The organism is Streptomyces ferrugineus (assembly GCF_015160855.1).
Classification (GTDB): Bacteria; Actinomycetota; Actinomycetes; order Streptomycetales; family Streptomycetaceae; genus Streptomyces; species Streptomyces ferrugineus.
Window position 1 is genome coordinate 6,769,079 of sequence record NZ_CP063373.1, and the last position, 15,508, is coordinate 6,784,586.

The 15,508-nt window shown below is 71.1% G+C and carries 11 protein-coding genes and 2 pseudogenes; all 13 read right to left on the minus strand.

The window, feature by feature from the left end; all coding sequences use genetic code 11:
• Nucleotides 1–175: 175 nt before the first annotated feature.
• A complete protein-coding gene (locus tag IM697_RS46030; protein ID WP_194039299.1) occupies nt 176–523 on the minus strand; it encodes a hypothetical protein in 348 nt (115 codons plus the stop codon).
• A 201-nt stretch (nt 524–724) separates the two neighbouring features.
• Nucleotides 725–3,361, minus strand: a complete 2,637-nt coding sequence (locus IM697_RS30445; protein WP_228044235.1) for an aminotransferase — start codon at nt 3,359–3,361, stop codon at nt 725–727.
• Nucleotides 3,362–3,616: 255 nt separating this feature from the next.
• Entirely contained in the window at nt 3,617–4,057 is a 441-nt protein-coding gene (locus IM697_RS30450) for an Lrp/AsnC family transcriptional regulator (RefSeq protein WP_194039300.1), read from the minus strand.
• A 264-nt stretch (nt 4,058–4,321) separates the two neighbouring features.
• Nucleotides 4,322–4,408: pseudogene (locus tag IM697_RS30455) on the minus strand (TetR family transcriptional regulator); the annotation flags it as partial.
• 61 nt (nt 4,409–4,469) lie between these two features.
• The gene (locus tag IM697_RS30460) at nt 4,470–5,294 is read right to left on the minus strand and encodes an ABC transporter ATP-binding protein (protein ID WP_194039301.1); all 825 of its coding nucleotides are present in this window, start codon (nt 5,292–5,294) and stop codon (nt 4,470–4,472) included.
• Nucleotides 5,294–7,153, minus strand: a complete 1,860-nt coding sequence (locus tag IM697_RS30465) for an ATP-binding cassette domain-containing protein (protein ID WP_194039302.1) — start codon at nt 7,151–7,153, stop codon at nt 5,294–5,296. The genes IM697_RS30460 and IM697_RS30465 overlap by 1 nt, the downstream gene beginning before the upstream one ends.
• Nucleotides 7,143–8,174, minus strand: coding sequence for an ABC transporter permease (locus tag IM697_RS30470; protein ID WP_194039303.1), 1,032 nt, complete (start codon nt 8,172–8,174; stop codon nt 7,143–7,145). The genes IM697_RS30465 and IM697_RS30470 overlap by 11 nt, the downstream gene beginning before the upstream one ends.
• Entirely contained in the window at nt 8,171–9,601 is a 1,431-nt protein-coding gene (locus tag IM697_RS30475) for an amidase (protein WP_194039304.1), read from the minus strand. Before IM697_RS30475 ends, IM697_RS30470 begins: the two co-directional genes overlap by 4 nt.
• A 126-nt stretch (nt 9,602–9,727) precedes the next feature.
• Complete coding sequence (locus IM697_RS30480; protein ID WP_194039305.1) at nt 9,728–11,308, minus strand: ABC transporter substrate-binding protein; 1,581 nt, start codon at nt 11,306–11,308, stop codon at nt 9,728–9,730.
• A gap of 264 nt (nt 11,309–11,572) precedes the next feature.
• On the minus strand, nt 11,573–12,256 hold the full coding sequence (locus tag IM697_RS30485; protein ID WP_228044236.1) for a TetR/AcrR family transcriptional regulator: 684 nt from the start codon (nt 12,254–12,256) through the stop codon (nt 11,573–11,575).
• Between the two features lie 399 nt (nt 12,257–12,655).
• Complete coding sequence (locus tag IM697_RS45070) at nt 12,656–12,982, minus strand: AbfB domain-containing protein (protein WP_228045040.1); 327 nt, start codon at nt 12,980–12,982, stop codon at nt 12,656–12,658.
• A pseudogene (locus tag IM697_RS45075) lies at nt 12,959–13,378 on the minus strand (family 43 glycosylhydrolase); the annotation flags it as partial. The pseudogene IM697_RS45075 and the gene IM697_RS45070, both read right to left, overlap by 24 nt.
• Nucleotides 13,379–13,706: 328 nt before the next feature.
• Nucleotides 13,707–15,278, minus strand: a complete 1,572-nt coding sequence (locus tag IM697_RS30495) for a sigma-70 family RNA polymerase sigma factor (protein ID WP_194039306.1) — start codon at nt 15,276–15,278, stop codon at nt 13,707–13,709.
• Nucleotides 15,279–15,508 lie beyond the last annotated feature (230 nt).

Sequence of the window (15,508 nt, forward strand, 5' to 3'; positions counted from 1 at the left end):
CTGTGCACCATCCTGGGGGCCAACTAATGCGCAACTGATATATTAAACTCTGCGGTACGATATGGGAGCTCGTGGGACAGGTCAAGGGGGCGTCCATGGAGCGGCCGGCGATCGAGCCCGGGGGCGAGGAACCACGCCTCGGCGTCGGGCCGCGGACCGGGCGCCCCTGAGCGCGCTACGCCGCCGCGCACAACTCGCATCGGGAGGACATCGGGAGGACACCCTCGTCCGCCACGACAGCCTGGCCACGCGCATCTGGTGCCTGTTCATCGACCGCCTGTCCGACATGGCGGGCCATTCGCGAAGCCATCCGAGACGCGGCGGTGGTCCACAGCTGCGGGTCGGCGTCGTCCTCGGGGAGCTGGGCGATCATGTACCGGACACAGCGTTCGTTCTTGACCCGCCACAGGCGGGCCGCCTCGTTGCCGTCGGCGTTGAGCAGCGCGTCGAAGACGGCGGTGTCCTCGTTGGTGATGGTGTCGAAGGCCTGGCTGTAGTCCATGTCCAGGACCGTGGCGAACATGCGCAGACGGGCAGTGGCCCCCACCGTCCTCGTCGACGTCCCCGAGGGCGCCGAGGTGGCCCGCGAGTCAACTCCCACCTCGTACTCGCCGGTGAAGTCCCCTGGGGCGGCTTCAAGGGCTCCGGCTACGGCCGCGACCTGTCCGGTGGGGCATGCATGCCGTACACGCCGCCGGGCCCCGGGCCCTTCGGATGTGCGGCGTCAGTGGGAGTGGCCGAGTTGGGTGAGGGCCAGGTCGAGCATGTCGGCGAAGAAGTCGGCCGCGGTGGTGTCGATGCACAGCGGTGGCTTGATCTTGAGGATGTTGAGGTGGTCCCCGGTGGGTTGGACGATCACGCCGAGGTCGAGCATGCGGTCGCAGAGTTCGGCGGTCTCTTCTGTGGCGGGTTCCAGGTGAACGCGGTCCCGGACGAGTTCGAGGCCGAGGTAGAGGCCCGAGCCGTGGACGGCGCCGATGATGCCGTAGCGGTCGGCCAGTGCCTCCAGCCGGCTTTTCAGATGGCCGCCGACGCGCACCGCGTTGCCCTGGAGGTCTTCGTCGCGCAGGGCGTCCAGGACGGTGAGGCCCACGATGCTGGAGACGGGGCTGCCGCCGGTGGAGGAGAAGAAGTAGCCCTGGTCGCGGTACCGGTCCGCGACCGCCTTGGACGTGATGACGGCGCCGAGGGGGTGTCCGTTGCCCATGGCCTTGGCGACACAGACGATGTCGGGGACGACCTGCTGCTGCTCGAAGCCCCAGAACCAGTGTCCCAGGCGGCCGTATCCGACCTGGACCTCGTCGGCGACGGCCAGGCCGCCGTGACGCCGTACCGCCGCGTACACCTGGGCGAGATAGCCGTCGGGAAGGGCGACCCCTCCGGCGTTGCCGTAGAAGGTCTCGCCGATGAATGCTCCCGCCGGGCGGCCTGCCGTGGCCAGTTCGTCGATCACCGCGACGGCCTCGGGTGCGTAGTGCACGGCATCCGGCCCGCGGTGGCGGCCGCGGTAGGAGTTGGGCGAGTCCACGGTGTGCACCCAGCTCGGGCGGGTGGCCAGGGCGTTCGGGTTGTCCTGGAGCGAGGTGGAGACCGCGTCGGAGGCGTACGTCCAGCCGTGGTACGCCTCGCGCAGCGCGACGACGTCGGGCCGGCCGGAGGCCCCGATGGCCAGGCGAAGGCCCAGATCCACCGCTTCCGAACCGGAGTTGACCAGGAACACCGTGTCAAGAGGGTCGGGGAGGAGAGAGGCGAGGCGCTCGGTGAACTCCACCACGGAGGCGTAGTGGAAGCGCGAGTTGGTGTTGAGCCGCCGCAACTGCCGGGAGACCGCCTGCTCGACGCGGGGGTGGGCGTGGCCGAGTGGGGTGACGTTGTTGACGATGTCGAGGTACGACCGTCCGTCGGTGGACAGCAGATGGTGGCGCCAACCACGTTCGATACGCGGAGGGTTGGCGTAGTAGTGCTCCTGCACGGTGGCGAACGCGGCGTCACGCCGGTCGAGCAGGTCCCTCTCGTGCGTACGGTCGGAGTCGGCCGGGAGGCCGAGGAGTGGGGCGGGGTCGGCGGTGAGCGCGAGCCAGCCGGCGGCGTACTCGGGACGGACCAGGCGCGGGGCAGCGGGGACGTCGGCGTCGCGCAGCGTGACGCGGACCGAGGCACCGGAGCCGAGGTGGATGATGTCCTCGCCCGCCTGCACCGTCGCACCGGCGGTGACCACGGGCCGGCCCGCGCGGGGGAAGGACAGCGACAGCACCTGCGCGCCGTAGGTGAGTTCCACATGGCGCGGTCCCGCGGCGAGGACCTTCCCCGCGGCGGGCGCCTGCACCACGGCATCCCGGCCGAGCCAAAGGTCGATCCCGGTGGGCACCGTGGCGGTGGACACCGCCGACAGCGCCGCTGTCCGAGTGAGTCGCGCATGGGCGTACCGGGTGGCGACGGCGGCCGCTCCGTCCGCGAGCGCGGAGGTCACCAGCCGGGCCTCGGTGCCGGCGTCCGTCCAGGCTCCGTGGTCCATGGAATCGGCGTCGGTGGACAGGTCGAGGAGGGCGATGTCGTCGGCGACGAGGTCCCGCAGGAGAGGACGCAGCGGTGCGTCGGCGCGCGCGGTCCGGGCGGGCATGTCGGCCATGCCGGTAGCGTCCCTGATGAGGCGGGTCATCACCGGCAGGGGCAGCCTGGTGGCCTGTTCGAATATGCGCCATTCGCGGTCGAGCGCGGCCTTGGCGTAGACGTTGTCCTCGTCGATGGCGGCCTGGTGCCGCCCGCTGGCCACCAGGACGGCGGCACGCAGGACCACGAGCGGCCACACCGCCTCGGCCTCCTCGGCGGAGAGCGGCCGAACGGCGTGGAAGGCGCGGACGGCCGGCAGCACGTGGTGAGGCTCGATGCCGTCGTGGTGGAGCATCGAGGACAGTGACACGGCGAGTTCGCCGACCGCCCAGCTCGTGGTCACGTCACCGAAGTCGATGACCCCGTCCGGCATGGGCGGACGGCTGTCGGGAGAGCGGACCAGATTGTCGTCCGTGAGGTCCAGGTGCACGGCCTGCGACGGCAGGGCGGCGGCGAGCTTGTGGACATGTGCCCAGGCCTCGGCGGTCGCGGTCTGGACGGCGCTGCGCCGGTCGGGTTCGGCGATGTGCCGGGCGAGCTTGGCGACGACGCGATCGGCGTGCTGCGGGTCCCACTGGAGCACGCGGTCGAGGCCCGGATGCCGGAAGTCGCGCAGGGCGGTGCTGACCTTTCCGGCGATCGTGCCCATGCCCGCCACGGTGCCGGGAGACAGGTGTCGTGGGCCCGAGAGCGTGCCGCCGGGCAGGTGGCGCAGCAGGCGCGCGACGGCCGGACCGTTCTCGGTGTCCACCGTCGTGCGCCGCGGGGAGCCGTCGGGGCGTCGTCGGCGTGCAGCAGGAAGTTGGCGTCCTGCTGGCTGCCCAGCGCCCGCGCGCGAGCAGAGATGCCGAGGTGTTCGGCAGCGATGAGCTCAGCCTCGGCCGGCGCCATGCGGGGTGCGGGAAGGGCGTCCTCGGTGAAGAAGTCGATCGTGCGGTGCTCGTCGGGCAGCATGCGGGGTTCCTCGGCTGGTGCGGGCAAACAGGGCTCGGACACTCGGGACGCCTCAGTCGACGTGCCACAGGAAGCGGTGCGTGTGAATCGCGAAGTAGGGGAAGTTCTCCACGGATGCGACGCCCTCGACGGGCCGCACGATGTCGTTGATGAAGTCCAGAAGATCCCGGGGCTGAGGGCACACCACCTCCGCGAAAAGGTCGAAGCCGCCGGCCGTCAGGACCGTGTAGACGACTTCGTCGTGCCGGGACAGTTCATCGGCGACCGCCCGGGGATCGCCGTCGATGCGCAAGCCCAGGAGTGCCATCGTCTGCCGGCCCATGGTCATCGGGTCGGTCACTCCGACGACCTGGACCGCCTTGGAGTCGATCAGCCGCTGCAGCCGGAGCCTCGCGGCCGAGGGTGACAACCCCACCTTCGGACCCAGATCGGCGTAAGGGATCCGGCCGTCGGCCTGCAGCTCCCGCAGGATGGCCCGGTCGATGTCGTCCATGCGGCACCTCTCTCCTGCGTGAACGGCAGGTCATTGCGCTTGTTTCAAGCACGATGCCCCATTGATGTGCTCGATTCAAGCGTGAGGACGATGGAATCAATCGAATCGGGTGACGGTTTCCGTGAGCGTTCCAGAGCCCTGACGTTGCCTTGGAGGTGGGCTCAGGAGTCCGCGAGGAGGCTGTCGTCCAGGAACTCCCGTACGTGGCGCATGACTTGCGCCCGGTCCGGGTCGACCGGCCGGAACTCGCCCCTCGATCCCCCCTAGGAGATGGCCGCTGCTCATCCCGACCTCACGGCCGAGCGCCGCCATGGTGAGCTGCTCCAGTCCGCGCTCGGCGATCATCTCCATGGCGGCGGCGAGCACGCGAGGCCCAGGCCCTCAGCGCCACACCGCACCGCGTCCGGTCGGTTCACACCGTGGCCGGCTCGTCGTCGAGGTGGAACCTCGGGTCACCCGGTACGGACGCGAGGAGTTGAGCGGTGTACGGGTGGTTCGGCGCGGCAAAGGTGGCTCCGGTCGGGCCGAGCTCGACGAGGTCCCCGTGCAGCAGGACCGCGACCGTGTCGCTGACGTGCCGGACGACGGCCAGGTCGTGCGAGATGAACAGCATCGTCAGTGAGAGCCGACGGCGCAGATCGGCGAGCAGGTTGAGGATCTCGGCCTGGGTCGTCAGGTCCAGGGCCGAGGTGATCTCGTCGGCGATGACGAACCGGGGACGCGGCGCTAGGGCCCGTGCGATCGCCAGCCGCTGCCGTTGGCCGCCGGAGAACTCGTGCGGGTAGCGGTCCATGGTGTCCGGGTCGAGGCTCACCTGGCCGAGCAGCTCGGCGATCCGGGTCCGGACCGGTTTGACCCTGGCCCGGATCGGATCGAGTGCTTCGGCGAGTGACTGCGCGACGGTGCGCCGCGGGTCGAACGAGGAGTACGGGTCCTGCGGGATCATCTGGACCGTCGCGGCTCCCGCCCGTCCGCGCGAGGTGCGCAGCGGGGCGTCGTCCACGAGGATCCGGCCGCTCGACGGCCTGTGGACGCCGACGAGTGTCCGGGCCAGCGTCGTCTTGCCCGAACCGGACTCGCCGACGAGTGCGAGAGTGGTGCCCCGGGGGATGTCGAACGAGACTCCCTTGAGCACCCTGCGGGCCGCGGCGCCGTTGCCGAGCTCGACGGTGAGGTCCTCGACGCGCAGCAGCGGGGCGGCCGCCTGCGGGTCCGGTGCGGTTGCGGTGGCGGACATCAGCGGCTCCCTTCCGCGGCCCGGGTTGGGCGGTCCGCGGTTTTGTCGGCAAGGTCGTCCGGCGGCGCCCCGTTCGGCTGCGCCGCATGCGCGTCGGCCGTCCACCGGACCGCGCTGAGGGTTCCACCGGCCTCGGCCGCGGCGGGCGTCGCCGCGAGCAGCGCGCGGGTGTACGGGTGGGTGACCGTCCCCCGGCGCAGGTCGTCGCCCGTCGTCCGGTCGACGACCCGGCCGCCGTGGAGCACCAGGACCGTGTCACAGAGCACGCCGACCACGCCGATGTCGTGCGAGATGAACAGCATCGCCGTACCGTGCTCGCGGTTGATGCGCCGGAACTGCCGCAGCACCTCCGCCTGGACGGTGACGTCGAGGGCGGTCGTCGGTTCGTCGGCGATGAGCAGGCGCGGGTTCGTCGTCATCGCGGAGGCGATCGAGGCGCGCTGGAGCATGCCGCCGCTCAGCTCGTGCGGGTGCTGGCGCAGCCGCCGCTCCGGCTCGGTGACGTGGATGTCGGCCAGGGCGCGGCCCATGTCCTGCGCGGCCTGGCGCCGGGGCGTCCCCAGATGCACCCTGGCCACCTCGGTGAGCTGGGTGCCGAGCCGCAGCGCGGGGTTGAACGTGCCGATCGGGTCCTGGTAGACGATGCCGATCTCGGTCGCGAGGCGCCGCTCCGGCGGTGTGCCGAGCAGGTCGAGGTCGCCGAGGGCGAGGCGCGACGCGTTCGCCCGCACGCCCTCGGGGAGCAGGCCCGCGACCGCCATGGCGATGGTGGACTTGCCCGAGCCCGACTCCCCGACGAGGCCGACGATCTGGCCGGCCCCGATGGTGAACGACACGTCGTCGACGAGTGTCCGGTCACCGGCCCGCACGGTCAGCCCGGCGACGGTCAGCAGGCCGTCCGGCTCCGTGCCGGCCGCTGCCCCCGCACCGCCCGACGCCGAAGACGCCTGCACCGCGTCGTCCTGTGCCGGGGCGGCCGGTCCCGCCGCGTCCGCCGTGTCCGCCGTCTTGGCCGGTGCGGGCGCTGTGCCACGGGTTCGCGGGTCGACGAGTGAGGCCACGCCGTCTCCGAGGAGCATGGCGCCCACACCTGTGACGATGAGCATGATCGACGGGGCGAGGACGATCGACGGCTGGGCGAAGATCGACGGCAGCGCCTCGTTGAGCAGCCGGCCCCAGTCGTACTGCGGGTTCTGCACACCGAGGCCGACGAAAGACAGACTGCTGATGTCGAGCAGGGACAGGGTGAAGCTCGAACTGAGGAGCACCAGCAGCGGCCCGCTGATGTTCGGCAGGACATGTCGGCCCAGGATGCGCAGGCCGGGGACGCCGAGCAGGCGCGCGGTGAGGACGTAGTCCTTGTCCGCGACGGTGGCGGCGAGATTCGCCGTCAGCCGTGCGAACCCGGGGACGCCGGCGACGGCGATCGCGACGATCGCGGACACCGTGCCCGGTCCGAGCACCGCCGCGATGACGAGGGCGAGCACGAGCGAGGGAAAAGCCACCGCCGAGTCGATGAGCCGCAGACAGGTCTCGCGCAGCCACCCGGGTGCCAGGTGGACCAGCGCGCCGATCGCGACGCCGGCGACGAACGAGGTGGCGGTGGCGGCGGCGGCCATGAGCAGGGTGAGCCGGGTCGCGACGAGCGCCCGGGCGAGGACGTCACGGCCGAAGGCGTCGGTGCCGAGGAGATGCTCGGCGCCGGGCCCCAGCCGGGCGTCGCCGGTGAGGGTCTCGGCGGAGTCGCTCAGCAGCGGCGGGGCCACGACGGCCACGACGAGGAGCAGTCCGAGGATCACGGCGCCGGACAGCAGCGACGGGTTGCGGCGCCGTCGGCGCACGGTCGCTTCAGTGGCCACGACGACCTCCCTCGAGAGTGCGGGGGTCGACGATCCCGAGGACGACGTCGACGAGGAGGTTGACGAGCAGGGCGAGCATGCCGACGACGAGGATGATGCCCTGGATCACCGGATAGTCCTTGTAGATGATCGCCTGGACGACCTCGGTGCCGAGCCCCGGGTAGGTGAAGACGTTCTCCAGGATGATCGTCCCTCCGAGCAGGGACGTCAGGACGAGACCGCTCAGGGTGAGGACACTCGTCACGAGGTTGGGCAGCGCGTGGCGGAGGTGGAGACGCACGGATCCCAGGCGGTGGCCGCGAGCGGTCCTCATGTAGTCCTGGGCGAGCACCGAGGCCGTCTCCTGCCGGACGACGCGGGCGATGGCGAAGGCCGGGCCGATGCAGAGCGCGGCGATCGGCAGGACGAGCGCACTCGGCGTCGCGGCGCCGCCGGACGGCAGCAGCCCGAGACTGATCGAGAACAGGACGATGAGGAGGGTCGCGACGACGTAGACCGGCGCCGACGCGAGGAGCCCGGCGACCGTGCCGAATCCGACGCCGAGCCGGCGGCGGCGTCCGTCACGGGTGAGGACGCCGACGGTCATGCCCAGCGGGACGGCGATGACCAGGGAGAGCAGGACGGCCGGGATGACGAGCTGGACGGTGTACGGCAACCGGGTCGCGACGATGTCCGCGACCGGGGTGTCGAACCGGAACGAGGTGCCGAGCCGTCCGGACGCGATGTCGCCGAGGTAGTGGACGAACCGTGTCGTCAGCGGCTCGTCGAGGCCCAGTCGTTCGCGTATCGCCGCGAGCGTGGCCGGGGACGAGTTGGTGCCGGCGATCGCCCGGGCCGGGTCCCCGGGCAGCAGGGGCACGATGAGGAACGTCACGAGGACGAGCAGCAGCATGGACATCAGCAGCCCGCCCGCCCTGCGGACGGCGAACCCGGCCCAGCCACCGCCCAGCCGCAGCCGGGGCACGCGCCGGGCGGGTGCGGCCGACAGCGGCCCGGTCGGGACCGCGGACCCGGCGCTCACAGCGCCGCCGCCGTGAGCGCCGCGTCGTCCGGGTGCCGCTCGTACCAGCGGAACCGTGGTTCGAGCTGGGCCGAGAGCCGCAGCAGCGTCGCCTCGTCGAAGGGCGCGCCCACGAGTTGCGCGCCGACCGGCAGTCCGTCCGCGGTCGTGTGGACGGGCAGCGAGATCGCGGGCAGCCCGGCGATGTTGGCGAACGCGGTGAACGAGACCATCCGGGTCTCGGTGTGTCGCGGGCCGTCCGGGGCGGAGTTCGCCTCGTCGTACACGGGGCCGACCGGTGGCGCCACGACCGCGGTGGTCGGGGTGAGGAGGACGTCGAAGTCCCGGCCCCACTGGGCGACCACCTCGCGCGACTCGGCCTGCAGGCGGGCCGCCGTCCGGGCGTAGTCGCCCGCGGTGACCTCGAGGGCGGTTTCCCGGCGGCGCCGGATGTAGGGGTCCACCGCTTCGGGGTCATCGACCTCGATGGCGTAAGTGGAGGCACTGATGATCGTCCAGGTGAAGCCCATGATCGCCTCGTACGAGAACATCCTCGGACGGGCCTCGACGACCTCGTGCCCCAGGTCGCGCAGTGCCTGCGCGGCCGTCAGCGCCGCTGTGCGGCACTCCTCGTCGACCGGCAGCCCGGTCGGCGCGTCGAGGAGCAGGCCGATCCGCAGCCGTCCGGGATCGGCACCGGCCTCCTCGATGTACGGGCGACCCGGTTCGGGCGCGCTGTACCAGGCGAGCCGGTCGGGACGGCCCATGACGTCGAGCATGAGGGCCGCGTCGCGCACCGTGCGGGTGATGGCGCCTTCGGTCGTCGAGTGTTCCCAGCCCCGGACGAACGCGGGCACGCGTCCCCGGCTCGGTTTGAGGCCCACGAGGCCGGTGACGGACGCCGGGACCCGGATCGATCCGCCGCCGTCGGAGGCGTGCGCCACCGGGGCGAGCCCGGCCGCTACGGCCGCCGACGCGCCGCCGCTCGACCCGCCTGAGGTGTGCGCCGGGTTCCACGGGTTGCGCGTCTTGCCGTGCCGGGCGTTCTCGGAGACGGTCAGGGCGCCGAACTCCGGTGAGTTCGTCCGGCCGAGGGGGATCGCCCCGGCATCGAGGAGGAGCTGGACGTCGGGGTCCGTGACGGTCCTCGGAGTGTCCCGGATGGCCAGTGAGGACATCGTGTTGGGTTGTCCCGCGACGGAGCTGAGGTCCTTGATGGGAACGGGGACGCCGTGCAGCGGGCCGAGCGGATCGCCGCGCAGCACCGCCTCCTCGGCCCGGGCGGCCGCCGCGCGCACGGCGTCGGCGTCGAGCCAGACGACGGCGTTGACGGCGGGATTGATCCGCTCGATGCGGTCGAGGTAGGTCTCGGCCACCTCCACCGGGCTGACCTCTTTGGTGCGCACGAGGTCGGCGATCTGCTGGGCGGTGCTGAATGGGTCGATCACCAGGGGACTCCTGTCAAAACGGTGCGAGGATCTCGGTGCGGGGCGCCGGAACAGCGCGGGGATTCTCCGTGCCGGACGGTCGGGTCCGGCCGCGTGGGTCTCCGCCGCGTGCGGGCGGTGCGCCCGTCAGCCGGTGATGCGCAGGATGGGGTCGTCGAGCGAGCCGCCGAGCATCTGTGCGCTGAATCCCTTGCGCAGCGCGTAGATGAACGGGTCGTTGACCAGCGGCACCGCGTCCACCTGCGAGATCAGGGCCTTGGCGGCCTTCTGGTAGGCGGCGCAGCGGGCCTTTTCGGTCGTCGCCTCGGCGCCCTCGGCGAAGGCCTTGTTCAGCACGGGGTTCTTCACCGCGCCGAGGTTGCCGCCGCCTTCGGGGACGGTCGGGCCCACGAAGTGGGCGAGCGGGTTGGCGAGGCTGCCGAGGAAGTTGAGGTCGGCGAAGACCGTGAGGTCCCAGGCGTCGGGCTTGCCGAACACGGTCCCGACCCAGGCCCCGACGTCGACGTTGGCGAGGGTGACGTCCGCGCCCGCGGCCCGCAGCGCCTCCTGGATGTACTGGTTTCCGGCGCCGGCGGGCCCGACGACCTGGGGGCCGACGAGGCGGATCTTCTTGCCCTTGAGCACGTTCGCCGCCGCGGCTTTGTCCGTCGGTACGAGGAAGGAGGTGCCGGGGTCGTTGCAGGGGATGCCCTTCTGCACGAACATCGTCGACGGCTCACCGGTGTCCTTCGAGACGACCTTGGTGAAGGCGGCGCGGTCGACGGCCTGGGCGACCGCCCGGCGGGTGGCGACGTCCGCGAAGACCGTGCCGGGTCGTTCGTTGAAGAGCAGGTAGAAGTCGGAGAACCGGCTGATGCTCACGCTGCGGCCGGCCACGCCGTCGAAGCGCGGGATGCCGGAGGCGTCGATCTTGCCGATGTCGAGCTGGCCGCTTGCCACGAGGTTGCCGGTCGCCGTCGGGTCGGGCGAGACCAGGTACTCCATCGTCGTGGCGACCTTGCCGGGGATCTTCGTGCGCCAGGCAGGCCACGCCTTGTATTCCGGGCGAAGTCTGTAGGAGTACGAGACGCCGGACTGGGACTTCTCAAGAAGGTACGGGCCGGACTGGGAGCCCTCGGCCTTACCGGCGGCGAGGGCCTTGAGGTCCTTGAGCCCCGCCGGGCAGACAATGCCCGTGCTCGCGACCGACAGGCCGGTGACCATGTCGCCCCACGGCCTGGCCAGCGTGATCTTCACCGTGTGCGCCGCGTCGTCGGCGGCCACTTTCACCTTGTTGCCGGGCCCGAACACCGTGGGGAGATCCGGCGCCGCCGTCTTCGGGTCGACGTAGCGGTCGAGGGAGGCCTTGACGACCTGCGGCGTGATCGGCGTCCCGTCGGCGCAGGTCGCGTCGGTGCGCAAGGTGAACGTGGCCGAGGTCGGCGTGTTCTTCCACTTGGTGGCGAGCCCGCCGACGAGCCCGCCGTCGTCCTTGCGCACGAGGGTGTCGTAACTGTTCCGGGCGAGCTGGTAGTCCGGCAGGGACAGAGCCTTGGCCGGGTCGAAACTTGCCGGCACGTCGATCGTCGTCCGGATCTTCTTCGCCGTGGCGGCCTCACCGCCGCTCGGGTCTCCGGACGTCGATCCCGTGGTGGTGCATCCGGCGAGTACGGCCGTCATGGCGACGGCCGCGGTCACGGGGACCGTGCGAGTACGGGTCTGGCGCATGGGTGCTCCTGGAGAGGGATGTCGCGCTCTGCGCAGGTCGCACGGGATCGGGCGGGACGAGCGCGAGCAGTTCGAGGTGGAGGCGGTGCGCGCGGCGCTCGGGACGCCGCTCGGGAGCGAGCCGTGGAGCGTTTGGTGTGGAGAGGATGCAGCCAAGTGAACGGCGTAGTCAATAGCATTCACTAACTTTGCGTGCGCTGCGCTCGTCGCGGTTTTCGGCCGCGAGAAAACGCTGCTGGTGGCGGGCGCGAAGACTGACGCTTGTCAGTCGCGCGGGAGCGTCGCCGCCTCCGCCTCGAGGGCCGCGAGGAGGATGTCCGTCTGCCGGCGGAAGACGTCGGTCATGTCGATGCTGCGCAGGTGCTCCTTCGCCGCCTCGGCGTAGGGGTACGCGTCAGGATCCGCCGACTGGTACTCCTGCACCCAGTTCACCTTGGCGCCGAACCGCTGGTTGACGAGCCGCCAGGCGTTGTTGCTCGCCATGGCGAGGATGAAGTTCGAGAACGCCTGGTAGTGCAGGACGGCCTCCCGGCCGCGCCAGCCGCCGCGGTGGAACGCTTCCAGGACGGCGTCCACGGCGCGCAACTCGTGAACGCCCCGGGTGACTCTCCCCATGCAGAGCGCGGCGGCCGCCGGGTGGTCCAGCGCGGTGTTCCAGGCACGGATCGCCAGGTCCCGCAGCGACTCGGTCCACGACTCGTGCGGCTCGTACCCCTCGAGGGAGATCCTGTCGAGCTCCTCCGCGACGGCGACCATGATGTGGTCGCGACTCGCGAAGTGCCGGTAGACCGCGGTCGCGGAGGAGGACAGTTCCTTGCCGAGTCGCTGGAAGGTCAGCGCGTCCGGCCCGTCCTCGTCGAGGATCCGCAGCGCAGCCCCCACGATGAGCCCCTGGGAAAGAGTGCCCCGCTGGAGCCGCTTCGTCGACCGGCCTCCGGCAACTGCCACGCGAACGCCTCCCTCGGACGGACGGCGAGCGCACGCCGCCGCAGCCTGCGCCTCCTCACCGGCGACAAGGAAACCAGCCTAAGCGACTGATGCTGAGCGGATCGTCCTGGGCCCGTCACCGGGATGGCCTTGCGCCCATGGGCAGGAGATCGGCGATCGGCCCGGCGACATGACCGCCTGAGACAACCGACGCTCGCCGTTCAGCCTCTACCGCACGAACGGCATCACCCTGCACAAGGACGGCTTCGCCACGCGCATTGCCTGCTCGACGGTCTCGGTCCAGGTGGGCCCCGCGGTGACGTAACCACCCTCCGAGGGGGGAAGGCACGGTTGCCGACCGCAACCTCGCAGCAGGTTGCGGCCGGCGCTCGTTGTGGCTTTGCCGTGCGGGGAACGCGATCAGGCCCAGGGGCCGACCGCCGAGAAGGAACTGTCGGCGCGGAAGGTGGCGTTGTCCTGGAAGGGGTCGACGCGCAGCTCGTAGTTGTAGTGGCGGAGGTAGCGGCCAGGGTAGTTGTACGACTCCAGGCTGACCGAGCCGGTGGCCGAACCTGGCCGGGCGCAGTAGGTGGCGTCCTTGTTGAAGAGCGCCGTGCCGTTGCTCGCGTCGTAGCGGGTGCGGAGGTCCTTGTGCGGGTAGCGGCCGGGGAAGTTGACCGACCGGAGCGAGCGGCTGGTGTTCGTCGGCAGGGTGGTGCCGCCGGAGACCGGGTCGATGCTGCCCAGGGTGGGGACGACCTTCTTGATCAGGCCGTCGGCGTCGAACTCCATCCTGTCGACGGTGGTTTCGCGGTCGGTGCCGTCACCGCCGGGGATGGCGAAACGGTGCCGGTGGCGTAGGCCACGCGGTAGTCCTCGTCCCGGGTGTCGTTCTCCGACCACATGAAGTTGGTGACCTTCGCGGCCATCGAAGGAGACCATGTCGTCGCTCAGCGGCACGACGTACGCCCGGCCCTGGCCCCAGTAGAGGTACGACTGGCCGTCGTCGTCGGTGAAGACCGCCGGGTCGATCATCTGGCCGGCGTAGGCGCCGCGGGCGATCAGCGGCCTGCCCAGGGGGCCCTTGAACGGGCCGGTGGGCGAGTCGGAGACCGCGACGCCGATGTTCGTGTCGGCGGAGTAGTTGCTCAGTTCGAGGACCTCGCCGGGCCAGCGCGCGGTTGTAGACCCGGGAGTCACGCATCCTGCCCTTGAAGAGCTTGTCACCGCTGTAGAGCGACTTGCCGATGTGGTTGGCCGTGGTGACGCCGGACCCGATGGAACCGGGGGGTGACGGTGAAACCGACGGGTTGCGGGCCACCTCCACGCAGCGCGGCGGAGGTCCGGGTGTTCTGCTCGGTGGAGAAGCTCCCGGACGCGATGGCGGTCCGGAACGAGTCGCCGGTGGTGAACAGGTACCCGTTGCTTCCGATGCGTCGAACAACATTCTTCAGGGCAAGGCCGTTCAGCGTCAGGTCCAGGGCGCCTCGACGACGAAGGAGCGGCTGGCCCGGTGCGAGGCCGTGTTCTGCGAAGGGTCGAGCCACAGCTGGAGGTTGTCCCGGTGGCGGAGATAGCGGCCGGGGTAGTTGTACGACTCCAGGGAGACCGAACCGGCCGTGGAGCCGGAACGGGGGCAGAAGGTGGCGTCCTTCCGGAAGATGGCGGATCGGTCGTCGGGGTCCAGCCGGATACGGAAGGCGTAGTGCCGCAGGTACCTGCCCGTGGCGTCCCTGAGTGAGTAGCAGCGGGGGTCGGCCAGGCCGGGGACGAAGGTGAAGGTGGCTGCCTGCCGGGTGGCCGCGGAGCTGGTGGCTCTGACCGGGGCCAGGATGCCGAGTCGGCCGGACTGACTCACGTAGTCGCCGGGGTTGTCGACCGACCGTAGGGCATGCTGCCCCGAAACCCGCGCCGCAGCCGTCGTCGCCGGGGCTGATGTCGGCGTCGACGTCGGTGTCGGTGAGGCGGACGCTCTTGGGGACGACGGCACGGACGAGGCGGCTGGCGACAGCGGGGCCGCGACGGCGGGCCGCGGGGCCGTCTCGTGTGATCCCGTGGCGGTGTACCAGGCCACTGCGGCAGCCGCGAGCGTGACGGCACCCGCGGCTGCCGTAGCCGCGGGCTTGGCGGCCAGCCTCCCGATCGCCCGCGCCGTACGGCTCGCACCGCTCGCCGTACGCGCGCCCGCGCCCGAGCCCCCGCTTGCGCCGACGGTCGCCCCGGCCGATTCCGCCCCCAGCGCCCTGGCCAGTACCAGGCCGGCCAGGCCGACCGGCACCGGCACCAGCGCGAGGCCGGCCAGCAACCCCTCCGCCGGTATCAGGTCGGACGAGCTCAGCAGGCACTGCGGACAGTCGCGGACATGGCGTGCCAGCCGCTTGCGCCACAGCGCGGACGGCCGCCCGTCCCACGAGGCGAGCACGGCGGCCAAGTCTGGGCAGCGCGGCGAGGCCGCCACGGCTCGTACGACGGTGCGCGCCGTCTCCAGCCGTTCCTTGACCCGCTGGATTCGGACCGCGGCATGCTGCGGTGTGAGGCCGCAGGCCGCCGAGAGCTCGCCGCGGGTCAGTTCACCGACGCTCTCCATCCACCACAGCGCGAGTACCTCGCGTTCCTCGTCCTCCAGCCAGCGGGTCGCCTCCACCGCTTCACGCCGCTGGCCCGACAGCGCGAGCTGAAGAATCGCCAGGTCGGAGAAGTCGGCCTGCGGGTCTGGTTCGTGGGCGTTCCCCTCCAGGGGTTCCGTAGTGAGCCAGGGGTGCCCTCTGCGCCACCGGTCACGGATCTGTCGCACGGTGATGGCGACGAGCCAGGACCGGAACCGATCCGGTTGCTCCAGTCCGGGCAACCCGTCCAGGACTCGCATCATCGTCTCCTGGACCACGTCGTCGACGTCGCTGTGCCCGTCCAGCGCCCGCCCGACGATGTTGTAGACCAACGGCAGACAGTCCCGTATCAGCTGTTCCGAGGCCTGCCGGTCCCCGGCCCGCGCCGCCATGACGACGGCGACATCCGGCCGTTCCTGCCTGTTCTGCGAGCGCACCCCGCCCCACCCGTCCCGTCGTCCTGCCGATGTGCCGAGGGCGACAGTGTGCCAGGAGCGAATCCGGAGGATGCCCCGTGCCTTGGTCCGTGCCGCGTTTTCCGTTATGCGCGACGCGCCGGCGCGTCTCCTGTGTGTACGGCCCCGCACCGAGAACGGACGGAGCAACGCTGCTTCACCCCTCTTGACACCCGCTTTTACACCCCTCTAACTTTTGGCCGAATTCACGA